20 protein-coding genes are annotated in these 22,234 nt (G+C 70.0%); 12 read left to right on the top strand and 8 right to left on the bottom strand.

From position 1 onward, the window contains the following. Positions 1 to 225 precede the first annotated feature (225 nt). Together ACWD3I_RS42985 and ACWD3I_RS42990 are read left to right on the top strand one after the other, a co-directional pair. A complete protein-coding gene (locus tag ACWD3I_RS42985; RefSeq protein ID WP_365400205.1) occupies positions 226 to 957 on the top strand; it encodes an HAD family hydrolase in 732 nt (243 codons plus the stop codon). 320 nt (positions 958 to 1,277) lie between these two features. Continuing rightward, positions 1,278 to 2,243, top strand: a complete 966-nt coding sequence (locus tag ACWD3I_RS42990; RefSeq protein ID WP_365400208.1) for a GNAT family N-acetyltransferase — start codon at positions 1,278 to 1,280, stop codon at positions 2,241 to 2,243. Between the two features lie 24 nt (positions 2,244 to 2,267). Here the strand turns inward: ACWD3I_RS42990 and ACWD3I_RS42995 are convergent, their stop codons facing one another. Both ACWD3I_RS42995 and ACWD3I_RS43000 read right to left on the bottom strand, forming a co-directional pair. Further along, positions 2,268 to 2,921 (bottom strand): response regulator transcription factor, encoded by a 654-nt coding sequence (locus ACWD3I_RS42995; RefSeq protein ID WP_365400211.1) that lies wholly within the window; start codon positions 2,919 to 2,921, stop codon positions 2,268 to 2,270. Then, complete coding sequence (locus ACWD3I_RS43000; protein WP_365400214.1) at positions 2,918 to 4,054, bottom strand: sensor histidine kinase; 1,137 nt, start codon at positions 4,052 to 4,054, stop codon at positions 2,918 to 2,920. Before ACWD3I_RS43000 ends, ACWD3I_RS42995 begins: the two co-directional genes overlap by 4 nt. 250 nt (positions 4,055 to 4,304) lie before the next feature. Here ACWD3I_RS43000 and ACWD3I_RS43005 point away from each other — a divergent pair, with 250 nt between their 5' ends. Continuing rightward, positions 4,305 to 4,925, top strand: a complete 621-nt coding sequence (locus tag ACWD3I_RS43005; RefSeq protein WP_365400217.1) for a hypothetical protein — start codon at positions 4,305 to 4,307, stop codon at positions 4,923 to 4,925. Here ACWD3I_RS43005 and ACWD3I_RS43010 read toward each other — a convergent pair. Together ACWD3I_RS43010 and ACWD3I_RS43015 are read right to left on the bottom strand one after the other, a co-directional pair. Further along, positions 4,915 to 6,033 (bottom strand): endonuclease/exonuclease/phosphatase family protein, encoded by a 1,119-nt coding sequence (locus ACWD3I_RS43010; protein ID WP_365400220.1) that lies wholly within the window; start codon positions 6,031 to 6,033, stop codon positions 4,915 to 4,917. The genes ACWD3I_RS43005 and ACWD3I_RS43010 overlap by 11 nt on opposite strands. Positions 6,034 to 6,056: 23 nt before the next feature. Then, entirely contained in the window at positions 6,057 to 6,668 is a 612-nt protein-coding gene (locus ACWD3I_RS43015) for a M15 family metallopeptidase (protein WP_365400223.1), read from the bottom strand. 128 nt (positions 6,669 to 6,796) lie between these two features. On the opposite strand from ACWD3I_RS43015, the gene ACWD3I_RS43020 reads away from it, so the two are divergent. Continuing rightward, positions 6,797 to 7,492, top strand: a complete 696-nt coding sequence (locus tag ACWD3I_RS43020; protein ID WP_365400225.1) for a response regulator transcription factor — start codon at positions 6,797 to 6,799, stop codon at positions 7,490 to 7,492. Continuing rightward, complete coding sequence (locus tag ACWD3I_RS43025; RefSeq protein ID WP_365400228.1) at positions 7,485 to 8,612, top strand: sensor histidine kinase; 1,128 nt, start codon at positions 7,485 to 7,487, stop codon at positions 8,610 to 8,612. Before ACWD3I_RS43020 ends, ACWD3I_RS43025 begins: the two co-directional genes overlap by 8 nt. A gap of 51 nt (positions 8,613 to 8,663) precedes the next feature. Here ACWD3I_RS43025 and ACWD3I_RS43030 read toward each other — a convergent pair whose 3' ends face one another. Beyond that, on the bottom strand, positions 8,664 to 9,047 hold the full coding sequence (locus tag ACWD3I_RS43030) for a nuclear transport factor 2 family protein (protein WP_365400231.1): 384 nt from the start codon (positions 9,045 to 9,047) through the stop codon (positions 8,664 to 8,666). 326 nt (positions 9,048 to 9,373) lie between these two features. On the opposite strand from ACWD3I_RS43030, the gene ACWD3I_RS43035 reads away from it, so the two are divergent. From ACWD3I_RS43035 to ACWD3I_RS43060, 6 genes are all read left to right on the top strand, one after another. Continuing rightward, positions 9,374 to 10,489, top strand: a complete 1,116-nt coding sequence (locus ACWD3I_RS43035) for a LacI family DNA-binding transcriptional regulator (RefSeq protein ID WP_365400234.1) — start codon at positions 9,374 to 9,376, stop codon at positions 10,487 to 10,489. 400 nt (positions 10,490 to 10,889) lie between these two features. After that, a complete protein-coding gene (locus ACWD3I_RS43040) occupies positions 10,890 to 12,281 on the top strand; it encodes an ABC transporter substrate-binding protein (protein WP_365400237.1) in 1,392 nt (463 codons plus the stop codon). Position 12,282: 1 nt separating this feature from the next. Beyond that, the gene (locus ACWD3I_RS43045) at positions 12,283 to 13,179 is read left to right on the top strand and encodes a carbohydrate ABC transporter permease (RefSeq protein WP_365400240.1); all 897 of its coding nucleotides are present in this window, start codon (positions 12,283 to 12,285) and stop codon (positions 13,177 to 13,179) included. Further along, entirely contained in the window at positions 13,176 to 14,117 is a 942-nt protein-coding gene (locus ACWD3I_RS43050; RefSeq protein WP_365400244.1) for a carbohydrate ABC transporter permease, read from the top strand. Before ACWD3I_RS43045 ends, ACWD3I_RS43050 begins: the two co-directional genes overlap by 4 nt. Positions 14,118 to 14,163: 46 nt before the next feature. Next, positions 14,164 to 16,290: a beta-galactosidase gene (locus tag ACWD3I_RS43055; RefSeq protein ID WP_365400247.1), complete on the top strand. Its 2,127-nt coding sequence runs from the start codon at positions 14,164 to 14,166 to the stop codon at positions 16,288 to 16,290. Between the two features lie 47 nt (positions 16,291 to 16,337). Then, positions 16,338 to 18,143 carry an RICIN domain-containing protein gene (locus ACWD3I_RS43060; protein WP_365400250.1) on the top strand — a complete coding sequence of 602 codons (1,806 nt, stop codon included), beginning with the start codon at positions 16,338 to 16,340 and terminating at the stop codon, positions 18,141 to 18,143. A 91-nt stretch (positions 18,144 to 18,234) separates the two neighbouring features. On the opposite strand, the gene ACWD3I_RS43065 is transcribed toward ACWD3I_RS43060, so the two are convergent. From ACWD3I_RS43065 to ACWD3I_RS43075, 3 genes are read right to left on the bottom strand one after another with little or no spacing between them, the layout of a single operon-like run. Then, positions 18,235 to 19,278 carry an NAD(P)-dependent alcohol dehydrogenase gene (locus ACWD3I_RS43065; protein WP_365400253.1) on the bottom strand — a complete coding sequence of 348 codons (1,044 nt, stop codon included), beginning with the start codon at positions 19,276 to 19,278 and terminating at the stop codon, positions 18,235 to 18,237. 55 nt (positions 19,279 to 19,333) lie between these two features. Beyond that, positions 19,334 to 19,714, bottom strand: coding sequence for a DUF2255 family protein (locus tag ACWD3I_RS43070; RefSeq protein WP_365400255.1), 381 nt, complete (start codon positions 19,712 to 19,714; stop codon positions 19,334 to 19,336). Next, positions 19,711 to 21,111 carry an MFS transporter gene (locus tag ACWD3I_RS43075; RefSeq protein WP_365400257.1) on the bottom strand — a complete coding sequence of 467 codons (1,401 nt, stop codon included), beginning with the start codon at positions 21,109 to 21,111 and terminating at the stop codon, positions 19,711 to 19,713. Before ACWD3I_RS43075 ends, ACWD3I_RS43070 begins: the two co-directional genes overlap by 4 nt. A 184-nt stretch (positions 21,112 to 21,295) precedes the next feature. Between ACWD3I_RS43075 and ACWD3I_RS43080 the strand changes: the two genes are divergently transcribed. After that, complete coding sequence (locus ACWD3I_RS43080; protein ID WP_365400259.1) at positions 21,296 to 22,231, top strand: helix-turn-helix transcriptional regulator; 936 nt, start codon at positions 21,296 to 21,298, stop codon at positions 22,229 to 22,231. The last annotated feature ends 3 nt before the right edge of the window (positions 22,232 to 22,234 follow it).

Raw genomic sequence — 22,234 nt, forward strand, 5'->3', positions numbered from 1 at the left:
GGTGGCCGCCACCGCTCGGCGCGGACGGCCTTCGGGCGCCTACGCGGCATGGCCCTTTCTGATCAGATTCATGTCGGCATTCTGCCACGGCCCACGCCCTCGGAGCGGGGCGAGAGGCCTGGGCGTCGTAGCCTGGAACAGCCCTGCCATGTCGACGAGTTGGCCCGCCGTACGGAAGAGGTGCTCCCCCTGGCCTCGGGGGCAGGCCCACGAGATGATCACCTCATGGCGAATGTGATCTTCTTCGACCTGGACGGCACCCTGGTCGATCATCGAAGCGCCGTCTGGGAAACGATCGGCCAGATCGTCCAGGCCGCGCCGAACGCGACGGCACCACCGGAGGAGCTGGCGGCGTTGTGGTGGACGCTGGAGGCACTCCACACGCGGGAATACCTTGCCGGTCAGTGCTCCTTCGCCGAGCACCACCGGCGCAGGGTCCGTTCCTTCCTGCCGACGCTCGGCGAGCCGGTTCCAGAAAGTCCCGGCCTGCTGGACGCCTGGATCTCCGAGCGGTACCTCACCGTGTTCGAGGAGGCCTGGCGGTGCTATCCCGATGTCCAGCCATGCCTGGAGACCCTCAAACGGCTGCCCCGAGGACCACGTCTGGCCGTTCTCACCAACGGGGATCCGGACCAACAGCGCGCCAAGCTGGCCCGCTTCGGCCTCCTCGAATATTTCGAAGCCGTCCTGACCCCGACCGAACTCGGTGCGGCCAAACCCGTCGCCTACGCCGCCGCCTGCCGATGGATGCGTACGGACCCCGCCCAGGCGGTCAACGTGGGCGACATGCTGGAAAGCGACGTGAACGCGGCCGCCCTCGCCGGACTCACCGGCATCTGGCTGGACCGGGGCATCGACTTCGTCACCGGTGGGCCCTCGCCGACGGCAGACCAGACGGTGCTCCGCATCGAAAAGCTCACCGATCTCCCCGACCACGTGTCCCGTACGAACGTCTGACCGGCACTCACGGCCGCCGTTTCCCTGTCCGGGGTGAGCCGAAAAACGTGCGGGGCCTGTCCGCATTTGCGGACAGGCCCCGTATTGAGCGCCGGGCAGGCCTTGCACCTGCATCTCCCCGCAGGAAGCGGGGCGTCTTTCCTTGGACCACCAACGCACTGCCAGCCAACCAGAGTTGCGGCGACCGGCTCGTGATCAACTCTAGCGCATGCACGGGGCGGTCTTCACCACACGCCAGGCCCGCCGAATACGTCGTGACAGGGCTGCCGCGCTCCGAAACTGAAGTGCGTCCGGCCTCAGTGACACCTATCGTGCCGCCCATGCATGCGACGCCGACCCACCGGCCACTCACGCTCGAGAACGCCCCGGCCCTGGCCGAGTTGTTCGCCGCGGTGGAGGCGACCGACGGCACCGACGAGCACTACGACGCCGAGGACCTAGCCGATGAACTGGGCGACCCACGCCTGGAGTTGCCCCACGACTCGGTGGCGGTGTGGTCGAGCGGCGAACTGATCGGTTACGCCAAGGCGACGGGGCTGCCGGACGCGACCGACGTGCACCTGGTGTACGTCGAGGGGGCGGTGCGGCCCGACGCACGCCGCCAGGGCGTGGGCGCCGAGCTGGTGACATGGCAGGTGACCCGGGCGGCGCAACTGCATCGCGAGCGGTTTCCCGACCTGCCGGGCGAGGCACACATCCAGATCCACGCGCCGAACACCGCCAAACGGGACCTGTATCAGGGAGCCGGGTTCCAGGCGCGACGCTGGTTCTTCGACATGCGTCGGCCGCTGGACGGCGGCGAGATCCCGGTGACGGCCCCGGCGGGTGGGCTGCGCGTCGTACCCTTCACCGCGGCGTACGACGAGGCGACCCGGTTGGCGCACAACGAAGCGTTCCGCGACCACTGGGGTCACACCCCGACCGCTGCGGACCGGTGGCGTCACGGCACCACCGGCGCCCGGTCGTTCCGGCCTGACGTGTCGTTCCTGGCGCTGGACGGGGACGAGGTCGCCGGGTATCTCATCAGCCACGAGTACGACGCCGAGACCGCGATGACCGGTATCCGCGAATGCTGGATCGACCGGCTCGGCACCCGACCGGGCTGGCGTGGCAGCGGCGTGGCCACCGCGCTGCTCACCACCTGTCTGCGGGCCGGCCAGGAGCAGGGCCTTCGCAGAGCCGGTCTGAACGTGGACAGCGCCAATGCCAACGGTGCGCTGAGCCTGTACGAGCGGTGCGGGTTCCGCACCCTGCACACCTGGATCGGCTACGTGCGACCGCTCTAGCGGCAGGCACGCCCGTCCACGGGTTCACAGCAGGCCGAGGTCGCGGGCGCGCAGTGCGGCCTGGGTGCGGTCGCGCAGGGCGAGGCGGCTGAGGATGCGGGAGATGTGGTTCTTGACGGTGCCTTCGCTGAGGTACAGCTGCGCGGCGATCTCCCGGTTGGTGCGGCCGCGCGCCACGAGCCGCAGGATGTCGATCTCGCGCGGGCTGAGGGCGGGAGTGACCGCGGGCGGATCGGGAGCGGCACGGGGCAGGGCGGCGGCGAGCCGGGCGGCCACCGAGGAGTCGAGCTGGGTGACTCCGGCGTGCGCCAGGCGGATCGCCTGCGCGAGTTCCTCGGCCGGCAGATCCTTGAGGAGATAGCCGCTGGCTCCCGCGCGCAGCGCCTGGACGACGTACTCCTCGTCGTCGAACGTCGTCAGCATCACGACCCGGCACTCCGGTGCCCGGCCGCGCAGCACGGCGACGGCCTCCACGCCGTCCAGTTCCGGCATCCGTACGTCCATCAGCACGACGTCGGGTCCCAGTTCCACCGCCTTCTCCACGGCCTCCCGCCCGTTGACGGCCGTACCGACGACGGTGATGCCCGGCCGGATCGAGAGCAGTGAGGCGATGCCGTCCCGGATCAGCTGCTGATCGTCCACCACCAGCACCCGTACCGCCGTCGGCTCCTGGCTCACCGCTCGCCTTCCCGCCGCGGGACGACAACCGTGAGGCGTGTGCCCTCGCCCGGCCTGCTGTCGATGTCGACGCTCCCCGCGACCAGGTGCACCCGTTCGCGCATGCCGGTCAGGCCGAATCCGGCCGTGGCCCGGTCCGGTGTGAAGCCGCAGCCGTCGTCGGTCACCGCCAGGCGTGCGGTGTCCTCGGTCAGCCGGACCGCCACGGACACCCGCGAGGCCCGCGCGTGGCGCAGCGCGTTGGTCAGCCCTTCCTGTGCGGCCCGGTACAACGCGGTCAGTGCGGCCGTGGCGTAACCGTCCTCCTCGCCTGTCACCTCCACGCTGACGCACGGTCCCGAACCGCCCTCACGCGCCCACCCCGCGAGCGTGGCCGACAGCGACGGGCGCGCGTCGTCGCGCAGCGCGCGCACCGACTGCCGGACGTCGCCGAGGGCCAGCTTCACCGACTGTCTGGCCTCGGCCATCGCCCGTCCGGCCGCGTCCGGGTCCAGGACGCGGAACTCGGATGCGATCTCCAACTGCACGGAAATCGCGGTGAGATGGTGGCCGAGGCTGTCGTGGATGTCGCGGGCCAGCCGGTTGCGTTCGGTCGCCGCGGAGAGCTCCGCGACCCGCGCGGCATACTCCTGCAGTTCTCGCCGGGCCCGTTGCTCGCCGACGGCGACGGCGGCCATCGAGATCGCCAGCACCAGGCCGACACCGACCATCAGCAGGTCGGACACGTACTCCATGTCGCGATACCAGGCGGGGGCCGTCAGGAGAAAGCCGGTGAGCAGTCCGGCCAGGCACAGCGCCCCCAGTACGAGCGCCGTCGTGCGGCCGAACGCGAAGTAGGCGGTGAACGGCAGGAGCACGAACAGCACTTGGGACAGTTCCGAGGCGTCTGCGGCGACCACCGCACCCGTCAGCGCGCACCGCGCGAGCAGCATCGGCACCCGCGGCAGGTTCCGCCGGCGCCCCGCCACGTCCAGCGCGCACAGGGCGGCGAGCCCGGCGACGAAGCCGGCCGTGCGCCAGGACAGCAGCCCGGGGCCGGCACCCAGATCCGCCGCCAGGTAGTAGATGCCGCCGACGAAGACCGCGCCGTACAGCAGCGGTGACACCCACGGCACGGGCACATACGCCGACATGCACACCCCCACCCCCCGACGCCACCGCCCAGGCTAGGCCGGACGCGCGGGCCAGGCGACACCGACGGGAGAACTCCGGTCGGGAGCCGCGGAGTGTGGACGAACGGCACATGCCGAACGGCACTCCCACGACCGCGGGCGCCGGTGACCTCCAGCCTCGGATGTCGCCGCTCGGCACCTGCCTGGACCGGCAGCTCGCTTCCTACGGTTTCGGCCTGACCTGCCCTTCGACACACCGGAGTTGGCTCTCATGTCCTCAGCGTTCGGCTCTGTGCCCACCCCCGCCCTGCTCCCCCGCTTCGGCGCCCTGTGCGGGGTGCTGTCCGGCCTGCTCATCGCACTGCCCGCCGCCGTCGAGGCATTCACCGGCGAAACCGCCGTGACCAGCCTCCTCCTCGCCCTCTCCCCCGCGTTGGCTCTGCCGTTCCTCACCGCGCTCCACCGGTGGCAGAGCTCTGCCACCGGCCGTTTCGGAGAAATCGCCTACCTCGTGAACCTCATCGGCCTCGGCCTGTTCGGTGGGGCCGCGTTCGCCGCGAACCTGGTGCTCTACTACCTGGACGACGACGTCATCGAAGCGGAACTGACGGGTCCCACCATTCCGGCACTCCTCTGTTCAGCGGTCGCCTTCGCTGTGGGCTGCGCGCTGTTCGGGGCGGCTCTGATCCGTGCCCGCATGGTGCCGAGGGTTCCGGCGTGTGGGTACGCCGTCGCACTGCCCCTGTTCGCGTTCCTGATCGCGCTGCCCGATTCCGTGCTGACGAGCGCCCTGCACATCGTCGTCGGCATCGTCCTGGTATGGCTCTCGACCGCCCTGTGGCGAGCCGCCTCGTCGGGCGACCGAACCGCTGTCTCGGCGTTCACCAGCTGATTCCGGCCGCCACCGGCAGATGGTCGCTGCCGGTGGCCGGCAGGACCCACGAGCTGTCCGGCTCCACGCCGCGGACCAGGATCTGGTCGATCCGTGCCACCGGGAACTTCGCCGGCCAGGTGAAGCCGAAGCCGTCCCCGGCCGTGTCCTGTGCCGAGTGCAGCTGCGAGGTGATGCCGGCGAGCGCGCGGTCGTCCATGGTGCCGTTCAGGTCGCCGAGCAGCACCACGCGCTCGTTCTGCTCGGCGGCGAGGGCCTTGGCGAGGGCCTGCGCGTTTCTGTCCCGCGAGTCCGTCCAGAAGCCTGTCCTGGGAGTCACGCGTACGGACCCCAGGTGGGCGACGTACACGGCGAGGGGCCCGTTGTCGGTGGCGACCGTGGTGCGCAGCGCCCGGTTGTAGGCCTTCTTGACGTCGTCCGGCTTGGCGTCGCCCAGCGGCCCGGCGTCCATCTCGGTGTCGACCGCCCGAGTGTCCGACAGCGGCAGCTTGCTCCACAGCCCGACCGTGCCCTGGACCGTGTGGAACGGGTACGTCTTCGCCAGCGCCTTCTCGTAGGTGCCCCGGTCCTGCGCGGTCAGCTCCACCAGCGCCAGCACGTCCGCACCGGAGGCGGCCAGATCGCGGGCGGTGCCGGCCGGGTCGGGGTTGTCGGCGCCGACGTTGTGGCTCGCCACGGTGAGGTCACCGCCCGCGTGGGACTTGTCGCCGAGCAGCCCGCCGAAGAGGTTCAGCCAGACCATGACCGGCAGCAGCAGCGCGACCACCGCCGAGGCGGAGCGCCGCCACAGCGCAGCGGCCAGCAGCACAGGGATGAACAGGCCGAACCACGGCAGGAAGGTCTCCACCAGACTGCCCAGGCCCCCGGTCCGGTTCGGGATCTTCGCGTGCAGCAGCATGAGCAGGCCCAGCAGCAGCGCCGGCGCCGCGAGCACCAGGCCGCGCTTCCACGGCTCAGGCCGGGAGCTGACACGGATCGCCCGGTGGACGGCCGCGCGCCAGGTCCTGGCGCCGGGGTCCCGGCGGATGCCCACGGGCCGGGTACCGGCGTCGGCTCCCTGGCTGCCGGCGCCGCCCTGTCCGGGCTCCGCGGTGTCCACCTGCGCCATCGTCCGTCCTCGCTCACTGCTGGTCACTGCTGCATCCTGGGGTCCTGGGTGGGGTCGGCGTACATGCGGGGGCAATCCCGGTCGATCGCCTCGGTACGCAGTTCGTAATGCCAGGGTTCGTTCTCGTAGATCTGGCACAGCCCGTACTCGGCGCCGTGCGTGGACAGCCACGCCGTCGCATCGGAGCGCCCGATGTCGACGGCGTCCCCCGACACGTGGGGAGATGTCGCCGCGGTGGCCACCCATCGAGCGGCTTCCGCTTCGGATCCGTACTCGGAGACCGCCTCACGAAGAAGGTGATCCTGGTACTCGGGGGAACGCCAACCACTGTTGACGTAGAACGCCACGCCGTCGTCGGCGGCAGCCGTCGCAGCCTCGCGGACGGCCTTGAGCAGATCCGGATCGAGGTTGGACACGGCCGGAATCGCGTCGTCGAAGACCGTCACGCCGTCGGGGACGACACCGCCGGTCTCGCCTAGCGCACCACGGTGCTCACTGCGATGAGGACTCGTGAGTGATGCGGTCGAGGGAGGTAAGAGGGGCGAGGAGGACGAGGACTTCGTCACCTGATGGCCGAGGGCTGCGGTGAGCCCCGCCAAGGCGACGACCAGGCCGACGACAAGGAGCCATCGCATCCGGCGGGTCGGTGTTCGCACTGATGGTGGGGTTCGCGTCATACCGACAGTCAAGGCAGCACGGCGTTGTCGGCACGTATGCGGTTTTCGATATGCCGACGATAGGCGCCGCCTCGTAGCCTCGGAGCATGCGTGTGCTGATTGTCGAGGACGAGCCCTATCTGGCCGAGGCCATCCGCGACGGCCTGCGGCTGGAAGCGATCGCGGCCGACCTCGCAGGCGACGGCGACACCGCACTGGAACTGCTGAGCATCAACACCTACGACATCGCCGTCCTCGACCGCGACATCCCCGGACCGTCCGGTGACGAGATCGCCAAACGCATCGTCGCCTCCGGCAGCGGCATGCCCATCCTCATGCTCACCGCCGCCGACCGGCTCGACGACAAGGCCTCCGGCTTCGAACTCGGCGCCGACGACTACCTCACCAAACCCTTCGCACTCCAGGAACTCGCGCTCAGGCTCAGAGCGCTGGACCGCAGACGTGCCCACAACAGGCCTCCCGTGCAGGAGATCGCAGGGCTGCGGCTCAACGCGTTCCGCCGAGAGGTCTACCGCGACGGCCGCTATGTCGCGCTGACCAGGAAGCAGTTCGCGGTGCTCGAGGTCCTCGTCGCCGCCGACGGCGGTGTCGTCAGCGCCGAGGAACTCCTGGAACGCGCGTGGGACGAGAACGCCGACCCGTTCACCAACGCCGTGCGCATCACCGTCTCGGCCCTGCGCAAGCGTCTCGGCGAACCCTGGATCATCGCCACCGTGCCAGGCGTCGGCTACCGCATCGACACCCGACCAGAGGCCGGACACGAGGGGCGAGACCATGGATAGAGCGCCTGGTGTGAGCGTTCGCCTCAAGCTCACCCTCAGCTACGCCGGATTCCTCATGGTCGCCGGCGCCCTGCTGCTCACGGCGGTGTGGGTCTTCCTCCTCCGTTACGTCCCCGACCGCGCGATGCTCATCAACCCCGACGACCGGCCCACGGGTGGTGTCTTTCCCATCCGGTCCGTCCTTCTGCACGTCTTCGCTCCGAGGGCGGTCGCGGTGCTGGCGTTCCTCCTGGTGTTCGGTCTCGTGGGAGGGTGGCTCCTCGCCGGCCGGATGCTCGCCCCGCTGACCCGCATCACCGAAGCGACCCGCCTGGCCTCGACCGGATCGCTCTCCCACCGGGTCCGGCTGCCGGGCCGTAAGGACGAGTTCCGCGAGCTCGCCGACGCCTTCGACACCATGCTCGCCCGTCTCGAGGAACACGTCGCCGAACAGCGCAGATTCGCAGCCAACGCCTCTCACGAGTTGCGCACCCCGCTCGCGGTCTCGAAGTCGCTTCTCGACGTGGCGCGCACCGATCCGACACACGACACCGGCGAGATCATCGAGCGCCTGCACGCCGTCAACACCCGAGCGATCGACCTCACCGAGGCGCTGCTCCTGCTCAGCCGCGCCGGCCAACGGTCCTTCACCCGCGAACGGGTCGACCTGTCCCTCCTCGCGGAAGAAGCCACCGAGACGCTCCTCCCCCTGGCAGAAAAGCTCGGCGTCACCGTCGAGACCTCCGGCGACATCGCCCCCACCGACGGCTCACACGCACTGCTGCTGCAGCTGAGCATGAACCTCGTGCACAACGCGATCGTCCACAACCTGCCGGGACAGGGCACCGTGTCGGTGAACACCGGCGTCCGCACCAAGACTGTGGTGCTCACTGTCGAGAACACCGGTGAGAAGCTCACCCCACAGGTGGTCTCCACGCTCACCGCACCGTTCCAGCGCGGCACCGAGCGCATCCACACCGACCACGCAGGCGTCGGCCTCGGCCTGGCCATCGTCCACACCATCACCCGGGCACACGACGGAACGCTCACCCTCACTCCGCGCTCCGCGGGCGGGATCAGCGTCAGCGTGGAACTACCCCGGTCTCCCCGCACGCCGACAGGTGACGAGTCAGCGCACTGACGCGCCGCGTACGGCGTTCCTCCGGTCGGCAGCGTGGTGACCGCGCAGGTGTCACCAGGTCGTTGCCACGGAGCGCACCGCGGTCCACGTTTCGCCGTCTCGGGCGTAGTCCATGGTGAATCGCAGCGGCCAGTCGGCGTGGGTGCCGTAGACCGTTGCCTCGGTGACGATGCGGCCGACCAGGCGGGCCGTGTCGCCCTCCACGTCGACGGTGACGTTCTTCTCGATCACGTCGTGGTAGAGGAACCGGCCGGCTCGCATCTGGGACAGCCACTCGGCCTTGGGCTGCCGGTAGCCGGTGATGTGGGTGAGGGTGAAGCCGTCGTCGAGCAGGTCGTCCAGGGCATCCGTGTCGCCGTCGGTCATCGCCCGGAAGTGGGCGCGGTAGGCCGCGAGGACCGCTTCGCGTGCGCTCTCGTCGGGGGATGCGGGCATGGTGGCTCCTGTCCGGGTGAGGGTCATTCAACGGATCGGCGTCGGGACAGCGAGCGTCAGGCCTGGTCAGAGTTCTCGCATCACGGCAGACCGTGCCATGCCGGAAGTCGGCGTTCCAGGGTGTGTCAGGTCCCCCCACGCCGCCGTCGGCGCCGGTTGTTCGCCGCCACGGCCCCCGATCCTGACGGCGGCGCGGCCCGGCGGAACGTTACGGATACGTTCCGAGCTCTTGACGGCCACCGTATGACTGCGTAGACATGACCGCGCAGTCAGATGAATGGCGTCTGGCTGGATCGGGCTCGATCGTGCGGCCATCGGGAGACGTCATGACGCGAGGTACTGGACGGGACGGAAGCCCCGGCGCGCCGCGCAGTGTGGACGTGGCCCGTGTGGCCGGGGTCTCGCAGAAGACGGTGTCGCGGGTCTTCAACGACGAGCCGTATGTCTCCGCCGACGTACGCCGGCGCGTCCTCGACGCCGCCGAACAGCTCGGCTACCGGCGCAACAACGCCGCCCGGGCACTGGCCTCCGGGCGGACCCGCTCGATCGGCGTGGTGACACTGGGCACGGCCCTGTACGGTCCCGCCTCACTGCTCATGGGCGTGGAGCGGGTCGTCCGGGACACGGGCTACGCACTCCGCGTGGTCAACACGATGGAAGGCGAGCCGACGGGCCTCGCCGGCGCCGTCGGCTCACTCCTCGACCAGGGCGTGGACGGCATCGTCATCTCCGAGCCGATCGACGAGGACGACGGCGACGGCGAACTCTCCGTCCCCGTCGACGTGCCGGTTCTGGTTCTCGGCTCACCGCAGCCCCTGGCGGCCTCCACCGTGCTGTTCGGGGGACGCGGCGCCGACCGGATGGCACGGGCGGTCGTCGAGCATCTGCTGGACCTGGGACACCCGACGGTCCATCACCTCGCCGGCCCCCAGCGGTGGTACGCCGCCAAGGACCGTCTCGAGGGATGGCGGTCGGCACTGGCCGCACACGGCAGGGACGAGCCGCCGGTCATCGAGGGCGACTGGTCGGCCGCCTCCGGCTACGCGGCGGGCCGACAGCTGGCCGCCGACCCCGAGGTGACGGCCGTGTTCGCCGCCAACGACGACATGGCCATCGGGCTGATCCGGGCTCTGACGGAAGCCGGCCGGAGTGTGCCGCAGGACGTCAGCGTCGTCGGCTTCGACGACATCCCGGTCGCCGCCTATGTGACTCCTCCCCTGACCACGGTGCGACAGCCGTTCGACGCGGTGGCGCAGGAAGGGCTCAAGCGACTCGTGCACGCCATCGAGAACCCGCAGGCAGAACCTCTGCCGACGAGCGCTCCACCGGTCGACCTCATCGTGCGTGCTTCCACCCAGCCCCCGCCGCCCCGGACACCACCGGGGCGCCGACGACATAGCACCTCCCGATCCCCTGGAGAGGTCCCCTCACTCGCTCCCTGAGAAAGGCCCGTCCACCCGCCGCTGAACGGCGCCGATCAGTTCGGGCCTGCAAGCCCGGACCCGGCGCATGAGCCCAGGCGCTGACGGCCGTACCGGCCCCGACTCAGCCCCTGCCCAGCCCGACCGCGTCCCCGCCACTGCGGACGACCCCGCCACCCGGACGACGCGCGCATCGCCCCTCCGCCCAGCGGCTCTCGAGCCGCAGCCGCGGCGTGCTGCGGCCCGTCCCGTACCCACCTGCGTGCCATGCACCGGGCGCAACCCGCACAACCAAGCTTCCCGAACCCGTCGGCTTCGACGTCCAGATCGTCGCGCCCACACCTGTATTCGCCTTCGCCATCCCCGTTCCGCACGCCCTCCCCCGGCGTGCTGTCCCCTTCGCCATCGGCGGGAGTTCACCATGCCCACATCCGGATCCTTCGCCAGCTCCTCCTCCATGAACCGTCGTCTGTTCCTCACCACGACGGGCGCCCTGTCGCTCGGCGCCGCCCTCACCGCGTGCGGCGGCAGCGACTCCGGCGGTTCCTCCGCGGCCGCAAAGCCGGTCAGCCAGGCCGACATCGACAAGGCGATGAAGACGCCGACCGAGCTGACGTTCTGGACCTGGGTCCCGAACATCGCCAAGGAGGTCGCCCTCTTCGAGAAGAAGTACCCGGCCGTCAAGATCAAGATCGTCAACGCCGGTCAGGGCACCCCGCAGTACACCAAGCTGCGTACAGCGCTGAAGGCCGGAAGCGGCGCCCCGGACATGGTGCAGATCGAGTACCAGGCCATCCCGACCTTCACCATCACCAACAGCCTCCTGGACCTGCGCCCTTACGGCGCCTCCGCGCTCAAGGGCCAGTTCGTCGACTGGACCTGGGGCCAGGTCAGCGGCAGCGACGGCGAGGTCTGGGCGATCCCCCAGGACACCGGCCCGATGGGCATGCTGTACCGCAAGGACATCTTCGACAAGCACGGCATCGAAGTCCCGGGGACCTGGGACGAGTTCGCCGCGGCGGCCCGCAAGCTCCACAAGGCCGACCCCGACGTCTACCTCACCAACCTCGCGGCGAACCAGCCCGCGGCCTGGCACGGCCTTCAGTGGCAGGCGGGCGCCAAGCCCTATGTGACCTCCGGCAAGAGCGACATCGCCATCAGCGTCGACGACGCCGTCTCCCGCAAGCTCGGCGAGTACTGGGGCGGGCTCGCGAAGGAGGGAGTCATCGGCGTCGAGCCGGACTTCACCGACTCCTGGTACGCGGCCCTCAACAAGGGCAAGTACGCCACCTGGCTCACCGCGGCCTGGGGGCCCGTCTTCCTCTCCGGCTCCGCCAAGGCCACCGCGGGCAAGTGGCGGGCGGCCCCGCTGCCGCAGTGGGACGCCGCCAAGCCCAGTTCGGGCAACTGGGGCGGCTCGACCACTGCCGTCATCCGCTCGACCAAGAACCCCATCGCGGCAGCCGAGTTCGCCAAGTTCCTCAACTCCGACCCGGCAAGCGCGCGGATGTTCGCCACCGAGCAGTTCTTCTTCCCGGCGACCAAGGCCCTGCTCACGGACGCCGAGTTCGTCGGCCAGGCGCCGTCGTTCTACGGCGGCCAGAAGGTCAACCAGCTGTTCGCCGACATCAGTTCCACGGTCAACTCCTCCTTCCAGTGGCCGCCGTTCCTCGACCAGGCGGCCACCGACTGGACCGAGACGGTCGGCAAGTCGCTCGCCGACAAGACGGACACCGTCCGCGCGCTCGGCACGTGGCAGTCACGACTGACGACGTACGCCAAGGGCCAGGGCTTCACCGTCAAGGGGAGCTGAGATGGCTGCCACCACCGCGGCCCCCGCCAAGGGCAAGCGCCGTGCGGCAGGGCCCCTGTTCGTCGCACCGTTCATGGTGCTCTTCCTCCTGCTCTTCCTCGCCCCGCTCGGCTACGCCGCCTACCTCAGCCTCTTCCAGGAACGCCTCATCGGCGGCACGGCGTTCGTCGGGCTGGACAACTACATCAAGGCCGTCCAGGACCCGCAGCTCATCCATGGCGTCGGACGCGTCGCACTGTTCTTCGTGATCCAGGTCCCGGTGATGTTGCTGCTCGCCCTGGTGTTCGCCCTCGCGCTGGACAGCGGGCTGCTGCGGCTGTCCCGGGTGATCCGGCTGGGCATCTTCGTGCCCTACGCGGTACCCAGCGTGGTCGCCGCGCTCATGTGGGGCTATCTGTACGGCCCGGACTTCGGCCCGTTCGCCCAGCTGAGCCGGGACCTGGACCTGCCGGTCCCGCAGTTCCTCAGCGAGGGCTGGATGCTCGGCAGCCTCGCGAACATCGTGACCTGGGAGTTCGTCGGCTACAACATGATCATCCTGTACGCCGCCCTGCGCACCATCCCCACCGAGCTGTACGAAGCGGCCGCCATGGACGGCGCCGGCGCCTGGCGAATCGCCTGGTCCGTCAAACTCCCCGCTCTCAAGCCGGCGCTGATGCTCACCCTGCTGTTCTCCGTCATCGGCAGCTTCCAGCTCTTCAACGAACCGAACCTGCTGATGAAGGTCGCCCCGGACGTCATCAGCAGCTCCTACACCGCCAACCTCTACGCCTACTCCCTCGCCTTCACCGGCCAGCAGGTCAACTACGCGGCCACGGTGTCCTTCCTTCTCGGCCTCGTCATCGTGATCGCCTCCTACGCCATCCTGCTCACCGCGAACCGCAGGAGGACCCCGTGACGACCACCACAGCACTGCCCCCGGGGACCACGGGCGCCCCGCCCAAGGGCCGGAAGTCCGCGACCCGCGGTCGGCGCAGTCCGTCCTCCGGGCGCCGCAGCACCCCGCTGACGATCGCCATGCTGGCCGCCCTGGCCTACTTCCTCCTCCCCCTGTTCTGGCTGCTGATCGCCTCGACCAAGAGCACCCAGGACCTGTTCAACAGCTTCGGTCTGTGGTTCTCGGACGCCCCGCAGCTGCTGGCGAACATCAAGGCGACCTTCACCCAGGACGACGGGGTCTTCGTGCACTGGCTGCTCAACACGGTGATGTACGCCGTGGTGAGCTCCGTCGGTGCCGCCCTGCTCGCGGCCGCGGCCGGCTACGGCTTCGCCAAGTTCCGTTTCCGCGGCGACCGGTTCGGCTTCAACCTGGTCCTCGGCGCCGTCATGGTCCCGACCACCGCCCTGGCGATCCCGACCTACCTGCTCTTCGCGGAGGCGGGCCTGGTCAACACCCCCTGGGCGATCATCCTGCCCTCCCTGGTCAACCCGTTCGGCCTCTACCTCATGCGCGTCTACGCCCAGGACGCCGTACCCGACAGCATCCTGGAGGCCGCCCGCATAGACGGCGCCGGGGAAGCACGGATCTTCTTCACCATCGCCCTGCGACTGCTCGCACCGGGCCTGGTGACCGTGCTGCTGTTCACGCTGGTGGCGACCTGGAACAACTACTTCCTGCCGCTGATCATGCTCAACGACCCCGACCTGTACCCGATCACGGTCGGCCTGTCCTCGTGGGCCGCCCAGGCACAGAACGGCGGGGCCGGCTCCAGCAGCGACATGCTCGCGCTCGTCGTGACCGGCTCCCTCATCTCGATCCTGCCCCTCGTCGTGGCCTTCCTGCTCCTGCAGCGGTACTGGCAGAGCGGCCTGGCCGCCGGCGGCGTCAAGCAGTAGGGCACGCAGCCCTCGTACCACTCCCCCATCCCCGGAGGTTTCCTTCATGGCGGCTCTGCCTGCCCGCGTCCTCTTCGGTGCCGCGTACTACCACGAGTACCAGCCCTACGAGCGCCCCGACGAACGCCTCAAGACCGACCTGGACCTGATGTCCGAGGCGCATGTCACCGTCATCCGGGTCGGTGAGTCGGTGTGGTCGACCTGGGAGCCGGAGAACGGACGGTTCGACCTCGACTGGCTCCAGCCGGTCCTCGACGGCGCCCACGAGCGGGGCATCTCCGTCGTCCTCGGCACCCCGACGTACGCCGTCCCGCCGTGGCTCGCCCGCCAGTACCCCGAGATCACCGGCGAGCGGCGCACCGGCGAGCGCATCGGCTGGGGTGCCCGCCAGGAAGTCGACTTCACCCACCCCGCGTTCCGCTTCCACGCCGAGCGGATCATCCGCAAGATCGTCGCCCGGTACGTCGACCACCCCGCGGTCATCGGCTTCCAGGTCGACAACGAACCCGGCCTGGAGCTCTTCCACAACCACGGCGTCTTCCAGCGCTTCACCGACCACCTGCGCGCCAAGTACGGCGACGTCGAGACCCTCAACCGCGAGTGGGGACTGGTCTATTGGTCGCACCGGCTGTCGACCTGGGCCGACCTGTGGACCCCGGACGGCAACGCCCAGCCCCAGTACGACGTCGCCTGGCGGGAGTTCCAGGCCCGACAGGTCACCGAGTTCATCGGCTGGCAGGCCGACCTCGTCCGCGAGTACGCCCAGCCCGAGCAGTTCGTCACCACCTGCATCTCCTACAAGCGCCCCGGGGTGGAGGACGACGAGCTGACCGACCGGCTCGACATCGCCACCGGCAACGCGTACTACGGCATGCAGGACGATCTGCTGCTCCCCGACCCCACGCCCGACGGTCTCGAGCAGATGTGGCAGACCACCGGCGTCTGGGCGCTCTACCAGACCGCGGACTGGATGTACTCCTCCCGCCAGGAGCCCTTCCTGGTCACCGAGACCAACGCCGGCTCCATCGGCATGCCGTGGGACAACCGCCCCGCCTACGACGGCCAGTGGCGCCAGGCCGCCTGGGCCCTGGTCGGGCGCGGGGCCCGGATGATCGAGTACTGGCACTGGCACACGCTGCACTTCGGCGCGGAGACCTACTGGGGCGGCATCCTGCCCCACACCGGACAGCCCGGCCGCACCTACGCGGAACTGGCCCGGCTGGGCGCGGAGTTCGACGCCGCGGGCCCGCTGGTGGCCGGGCTCGAACCGGACGCCGACATCACGATGGTGTACTCGACGCCGAGCAAGTGGCTGATGCAGAAGTACCCGCCGCTGGCCAAGCCGGACGGCGAGCCCGACCCGACCGCCTACCACCGCATCTTCGACCCCTTCTACCGCGGCGCCTTCGACGCCGGCCGCCAGGTCCGCATCGTCCACGCCCGCCAGTTGCACGACCCGCGCGGCGAACGGGAGGGAATGACGCCGCAGGAAGCCGCCCGGCGCCACCCCGTCCTCGTCGTCCCGGCGCTGTACATCGCCGCCGACTCGACACTCGACTGGCTCGCCGCCTACGCGGAAGCCGGCGGCCACCTCGTCCTGGGCCCGCGCACCGGCTACGCCGACCACGAGGCGCGGGCCCGGCACGAGCCCGCACCTGGACGGCTGGTCGGCGCCGCGGGTGTCCAGTACGACGAGTTCAGCAACCTCGTACGAGAGGTCCCCGTGCGCTCGGCGTCCGACGGACCGCTGGACCTGCCCGAGGGCGCGACGGCGACCCACTGGGCGGAAGGCCTGACCGTCACCGACGCCGACGTCCTCGTCGAGTACGACCACCCGCACTTCGGCCGCTGGCCCGCCGTCACCACCCGCCGTCACGGAGCGGGCCGCGTCACCACCGTCGGCACCGTCCCCGGCCGCGACCTCGCCCGGGCACTGGCCGCCTGGATGACACCGGCGTCCCGCGACGCGTGGACGGACCTCCCGGAATCCGTCACCGCCACGACCGGCACCTCACCCGACGGACGCCGCGTCCACATCGTCCACAACTGGAGCTGGGAGCCCGCCCGCGCCCAGGCCCCGGTGGACCTCTCCGACGCGCTGACCGGCGCCTCCCTCCCCGCGGGCACGGCGCTGGAGCTCGGCGCCTGGGACGTCCGCGTACTCGTCTCCTGATCCGACCCCTTACCGGCACCACCGTGGTCATCCCCCGAGGAGCGGCAATGCACAGAAGAAGAGCAGGAAAAGCGCTGGGAACCTTCGTCGCGGCATCAGCGATGCTGGCGATACCCGCCTCCAGTGCGCAGGCGTACAACCCGACGGGCGGGATCCTCTACCAGCTCGGCAACGAACCGTGTCTGAAGGGGCGGGGCAACTGCGCGGTCTACCCGAAGTCGGCGCAGCTGCCGAGCGGGCGTCTGGTCGCGTCGTTCGAGAAGTCCACGGTCGTGTCGGCGACGGGCAGCGCCGACAGACAGACCCTCCCCGTGTACAAGAGCGACGACCACGGCACGTCGTGGCAGCCGCTGTCGGAGGTCAAGGCTCCCGCGTACCTCTCCAGCGACTCCAAGTACGCGAAGTACACGAGCAACTGGACCAACCCCTACCTCTACGTCCTTCCTCAGAAGGTCGGCAGCCTCAAGAAGGGCACGCTGCTCCTGGCGAGTGTCGTGTCGGGCGACGACTACTACTACAAGGAGCACAAGGCGGCCGACCCCAACTGGACGCCGAACAACGACGGGGACCGCAAGGACCTGGCGATCGCCCTGTATTCGAGCAGTGACGACGGCAAGACGTGGAAGGTGGTCAACGTCATCGCCACCGGTGGGTGGCAAGGCGGCAGCGCGGGCGCCATCGGGCAGAACATCGCGAGCGCCAACACGAACAAGCAGGTCGATCCCCTGTGGGAGCCGTACCTGATGGTCCACAAGGGCAAGCTCGTCTGCTACTACTCCGACGAGAACGACTACACGGGCTTCAACCCGGTCACTGGTGTCCCCACCCTCGACCCCGCCAACGACACCGCCGTCGACTCGCACGGTCAGATCCTCGTCCACAAGACCTGGGACGGCAGCGACGGGAAGTGGAGCGACCCGGTCGTCGATATCTCCGGTTCCAGCCAGGACATGGGGGGCGGCAAGACAGAGATCGGTGGCGGCCGGCCGGGCATGACCAATGTCGTCCCCACGACGGACGGCCGGTGGATGCTGACGTTCGAGTACTGGGGCGGCGGGGCCAACACACGGTACGCGATCACCGACGACCCTCTGAAGTTCTTCCGCGGCACACAGACAGGCATGTCCGTCGGCTCGCTGCCGGTCGTCGCGGGTTCCCATCCGCTCACGGGCGGCGGCAGCCCGGTCATCATCCGGCTCCCCGACGGACGCCTGACCTACAACGCGTCGAACAGCGGCGACGTCTGGGTCAACGAGAGCGGGCGCAGCGACGGAGTGTGGACGGAGTACCAGACGACCTCACCGGCCGGTTACAGCCGCAACCTGCAGTACGTCGAGGGCACCGGCCGCATCGCGATCCTCAACAACCAGGGCACCTCGACGATCGCCTACGCCGAGGTCGACCTCGGCCGGTCGGCCGGCGCCTACTACCGGTTGGTCAACCGCAAGACCGACCAGGTGATCGGTACCGGGAACAACTCCAACGACGCGAACCTCGGCAACGGCGACGTTCCCGACGTCGTCCTGGAGGACCCCGGCGCGGCGGCCAACCCGGACACCCAGTACTGGCACGTGGTGACCGAACCGAACGGCGGCACGACCCTGCTGAACAAGTCGGGCGGCCGCGCGGCGGCCATCTGGACGGGCAACGCGACGGCCGGCCAACGGATCGGCCAATGGGTCGACGACAGCGCCACCGGCAGCTGGAACCTGATCAAGACGAGTGACGGGTTCTACAAGCTGCAGTCGGTCAAGAACACGAGCCTGTACCTGACCGGCGCCTCCGACGGAGCACCTCTGACCTTGCAGAACGCGGCCACGGACGGCTCGCAGGACTGGGAGCTCGTCCAGTAGGCGTTCCCGCGGCCTTCACGGTCGGCGACACCCCGTACGAGGGCTCCAGGGGGCGCTGCTCCTCGTACGGGGTGGTCTCATGCCGGTGCGGTCAGTTCAGCGTCGAAGTGTCGATGACGAACCGGTACCGCACATCGGAGGCCAGCACTCGCTCGTAGGCTTCGTTGACCTTCTCGGCCGGGATGACCTCGATCTCGGAGCCGATGCCGTGCTCGGCGCAGAAGTCGAGCATCTCCTGGGTCTCGCGGATGCCGCCGATCAGCGAACCGGCGAACGACCGGCCCTGCAGGATCAGCGAGAACACCTGGAGCGACAGCGGCTCGGCGGGGGCGCCGACGTTGACCATGGCGCCGTTCACGGCCAGCAGGCCGAGGTAGGCGTCCAGGTCGAGCTTGGCGCTGACCGTGTTGACGATCAGGTCGAAGGTGCCGGCCAACTGCTCGAAGGTGGCCGGGTCGCTGGTGGCGTAGTAGTGGTCGGCGCCCAGACGCAGACCGTCGTCCATCTTCTTCAGCGACTGCGACAGGACGGTGACCTCGGCGCCCATCGCGTGCGCGAGCTTGACGGCCATGTGGCCGAGGCCGCCCAGGCCGACGACGGCGACCTTCTTGCCGGGGCCCGCGCCGAAGCGGCGCAGCGGCGAGTAGGTGGTGATACCGGCGCACAGCAGCGGCGCCGCCTCGTCGAGGCCGATGCCCTCCGGGATGCTGACGACGAAGTCGTCGTTCACGACGACATGGGTGGAGTAGCCGCCCTGGGTGAGGCTGCCGTCCCGGTCGATCGAGCCGTAGGTGAGGGTGTTGCCCTTCAGGCAATACTGCTCCCTGCCCTGTTGGCACGGCTCGCACTCACCACAGGAGTTGACCATGCAGCCGACGCCGACCCGGTCGCCGACGCCGTACCGGCTGACCTCCGAGCCGACCTCGGTGACGATGCCGGCGATCTCGTGGCCGGGCACGATGGGGTAGCTCTGCTCGCCCCACTCGCTGCGCGCGTGGTGGATGTCGGAGTGACAGATGCCGCAGTACTTGATCTCGATGAGGACGTCGTGCGGGCCGACGTCACGGCGCTCGATGGTCGTGGGGGCGAGAGGTTCGGTCGCGGCTGTGGCGGCGTACGCGTTGACGGTGAGCATGGTTTCTCCGGTCCGGTGGTTCTGGTGCAACTGCTGTTGACCGTGGGCGGGTTGGTCAGCGCGGCTCGAGCCGCATCGTGGTGGAGCTCGCCTCGGGGCTGGTGATGGCCTTGACGATGTAGGCGGCGTAGTGCCCGTACTTGGCCCGGTAGGCGGCGTCCACGGCGTCGTTGATGTCGTCGGCGGCGTCGATCATCGTGACGTCCTTCGTCACTCCGCCGGCCTGGACACGGCCTTCCTGGCGGACACGGGTGCCGCGGTACCAGTCGGAGCCGGGGCCGTCGACGGAGCGGACATAGATGCCGTCGCCGACCCGGACCACCCAGATGGTTCGCCGGCCGCCGGGTTCGCCGCCGCGTCGCAGGGACGCGATCTGCAGTTCCTCCGCGTGTTCGACGCTGTCGAGTTCCTGGCTCGTCCAGGCGGGTGAGGTCATGAGGTCTTCTCCTTGAGGAGTACGGAGGCCGCCGCGGTCAGGACCACGAGCAGCGCGGCGATCAGGAGGCTGGTCCGCAGCCCGTGCAGGAACTGCGCGTGGTGGGAGACCAGGGCACCGAAGACAGCCACCGACAGGGCGCCGCCGAGCTGGCGGGAGGCGTTGAGTACGCCGCTCGCGGTGCCGGCGCGCTGGGCGGGGACGCGGTCGAGGAGCAGTGAGGTCACCGACGGGACGGCGAGGCCGCCGCCGGTTCCGACCGGGATCATCAGCACGACCAGCAGCCAGGCGGGCGCCGATACCGACGGGAGACAGAGCGCCACCAGGCCGGCGGCCATCAGGAGCTGGCCGGTGACGATCGGCATCCGGGGACCGAATCGCGCGGCCAGCCGGGCGGCGGTGGGGCTGACGACCGCGGTCAGCAGCGTCATCGGCAGGAACGCCAGACCGGTGGCCATCGGCGACAGGTCCTGTTCCTGCTGGAGGTACAGGCCGAGCAGGAAGATCATGCCGTAGAAGCCGACGTTGAGCGCGAACCCGATGGTCGCCGAGAGCGCCATCGTCCGGGCGCGCAGGAGCTCCAGCGGCACCATCGGGTTGCGGCCGCGCGCCTGGGCCGCCACGAAGACCACCGCCGCGACCACGGCAACCGCCAGGGCGAGCAGCACGCGCGGAGCGCCCGGGCCGACGGCGCCGGCCTCGATGGCCGCGTAGGTCAGACCGCCCATGGCGGCCACCGCGGCGATCTGCCCGGTCCAGTCGAACGGGGCGTCGCCCTGGCGGGGTGAGCGGGCGGTCCGGGCGAGCAGGAACAGCGCCAGCACACCCACCGGCAGATTGACGAAGAAGATCATCCGCCAGCTGAGCTCGCTCAGCACACCGCCCAGCACCGGACCGGCCGCGGCGCCCACCGAGCCGCCCATCGCCCACACCGAGATCGCCCGGGCACGCCGTGCCGGGTCGGGGAACGCCTCGCGGATCAACGCCAGCGAGGCCGGGACGATCACCGCGGCTCCCGCACCCTGCACCAGCCGCGCCACGACCAGCACGCCCAGATTCGGCGCGAAGCCACAGGCCGCCGAGGCGACGGTGAACACCACGAGCCCCGCCCCGAACGCCTGCCGCGCACCGATCCGGTCGGTGACAGACCCCGCGGACAGCAGCAGCGCGGCGAACATCAGCGTGTATCCGTCCACCACCCACTGCAACCCCGTCATGCCGCCGCCGAAGCCGCGCCCGATCTCGGGCAGGGCGACATTGACGATCAGGGCGTCGAGCGTCATCACGAAGAAGCCGAGCAGTGCGGCCGCCAGCGCCCACCGGGCACCGTTCACGGTGCCGCTCTGCTCGATGGCGGTGTCGGCGGACGGCTTGGCCGACGCGACGGGACTGGACACAGGTGGATCTCCTGAATCACGAAGCGAGTTCTCGGTACGGAATGTGTTCTTCAACCGGCATCCAGCCTGCGCGCCGAAGACGTCGCGTGGCAGGGCGAGCTGTGCCGGGGAGCGCTGTTCGGGGGTGTGCCAGGGCCCCCCACGCCTATGCCTCACAGGCCGAGGGGCCCGCAGACTGGACGGTATGAACAGCGAGCAGCAGAACGGTGGGGGCACCGAGCTGGGGCGCTTCCTGCGTGCCCGCCGGGCCCGGGTGGCCCCGGAGGAGGTCGGCCTGACGGCCGGCGCCGGCCTGCGCCGTACGCCCGGCCTGCGCCGCGAGGAACTGGCCACCCTGGCCGGGATCAGCATCGACTACTACGTCCGTCTGGAACGCGGCAAGGAGACCCGGCCCAGCGCGTCCGTGGTCGACTCCCTCGCCCGCGCCCTGCTGCTGGAGGACGACGAGCACGAGCACCTGCGCAGCCTGGCCACCCGCGCCGCACGCAGTGCGCCCGAGCCGCCCACCCCTCCCAGCCGTACCGTCCGGCCCGGCATGAAGCTGCTCCTGGAGAGCCTGCGCCCCCACCCCGCGCACCTCGTCAGCCGCACCAACGACCTGCTCGCCACCAACCCCGGCGGCATGCGGCTCCTCCCCGGCATCCAGGACTGGCCGGCCAAGGAACGCAACATCGCCCGCTACCTCTTCCTCCACCCCGCCGCGCGCGACCTCTTCCACGACTGGAACACCCAGGTCCGCGGCTGCGTCGCCCGCCTGCGCGCCCTGGCAGGCACCGATCCCGACGCCCCCGACCTCACCCGGCTCGCCGGCGAACTCCTCCTCAAGAGCCCGGAGTTCGCCCGCCTGTGGGAGCGCTACGACGTCAAGGGCCACACCCACGGACGCAAGACCTTCCACCACCCCGAGGTCGGCGACCTCACCCTCGGCTACCAGTCCATGGAACTGGAAGGCACCCCCGGCCACCGCCTGGTGACGTACTACGCCGAGCCCGGCACCGCCGATCACGACGCGATGGTCCTGCTCGACCTGCTCGGACAGGACCAGCCCACGAAGAGGACGCCGACGCACGACGACCGGTCGGCGGCCGTGGAGGACGACCCCGCCTCTCCCCTGACCTGACCC

It is taken from the genome of Streptomyces sp. NPDC002817 (assembly GCF_053592055.1).

Coding starts and splice junctions, on each gene's coding strand:
- ACWD3I_RS42985 (WP_365400205.1), top strand. CDS start 226: ATGGCGAATGTGATCTTCTTCGACCTGGACGGCACCCTGGTCGATCAT.
- ACWD3I_RS42990 (WP_365400208.1), top strand. CDS start 1,278: ATGCATGCGACGCCGACCCACCGGCCACTCACGCTCGAGAACGCCCCG.
- ACWD3I_RS43000 (WP_365400214.1), bottom strand. CDS start 4,054: ATGTCGGCGTATGTGCCCGTGCCGTGGGTGTCACCGCTGCTGTACGGC.
- ACWD3I_RS43005 (WP_365400217.1), top strand. CDS start 4,305: ATGTCCTCAGCGTTCGGCTCTGTGCCCACCCCCGCCCTGCTCCCCCGC.
- ACWD3I_RS43010 (WP_365400220.1), bottom strand. CDS start 6,033: ATGGCGCAGGTGGACACCGCGGAGCCCGGACAGGGCGGCGCCGGCAGC.
- ACWD3I_RS43015 (WP_365400223.1), bottom strand. CDS start 6,668: ATGCGATGGCTCCTTGTCGTCGGCCTGGTCGTCGCCTTGGCGGGGCTC.
- ACWD3I_RS43020 (WP_365400225.1), top strand. CDS start 6,797: ATGCGTGTGCTGATTGTCGAGGACGAGCCCTATCTGGCCGAGGCCATC.
- ACWD3I_RS43025 (WP_365400228.1), top strand. CDS start 7,485: ATGGATAGAGCGCCTGGTGTGAGCGTTCGCCTCAAGCTCACCCTCAGC.
- ACWD3I_RS43030 (WP_365400231.1), bottom strand. CDS start 9,047: ATGCCCGCATCCCCCGACGAGAGCGCACGCGAAGCGGTCCTCGCGGCC.
- ACWD3I_RS43035 (WP_365400234.1), top strand. CDS start 9,374: ATGACGCGAGGTACTGGACGGGACGGAAGCCCCGGCGCGCCGCGCAGT.
- ACWD3I_RS43040 (WP_365400237.1), top strand. CDS start 10,890: ATGCCCACATCCGGATCCTTCGCCAGCTCCTCCTCCATGAACCGTCGT.
- ACWD3I_RS43045 (WP_365400240.1), top strand. CDS start 12,283: ATGGCTGCCACCACCGCGGCCCCCGCCAAGGGCAAGCGCCGTGCGGCA.
- ACWD3I_RS43055 (WP_365400247.1), top strand. CDS start 14,164: ATGGCGGCTCTGCCTGCCCGCGTCCTCTTCGGTGCCGCGTACTACCAC.
- ACWD3I_RS43060 (WP_365400250.1), top strand. CDS start 16,338: ATGCACAGAAGAAGAGCAGGAAAAGCGCTGGGAACCTTCGTCGCGGCA.
- ACWD3I_RS43065 (WP_365400253.1), bottom strand. CDS start 19,278: ATGCTCACCGTCAACGCGTACGCCGCCACAGCCGCGACCGAACCTCTC.
- ACWD3I_RS43070 (WP_365400255.1), bottom strand. CDS start 19,714: ATGACCTCACCCGCCTGGACGAGCCAGGAACTCGACAGCGTCGAACAC.
- ACWD3I_RS43080 (WP_365400259.1), top strand. CDS start 21,296: ATGAACAGCGAGCAGCAGAACGGTGGGGGCACCGAGCTGGGGCGCTTC.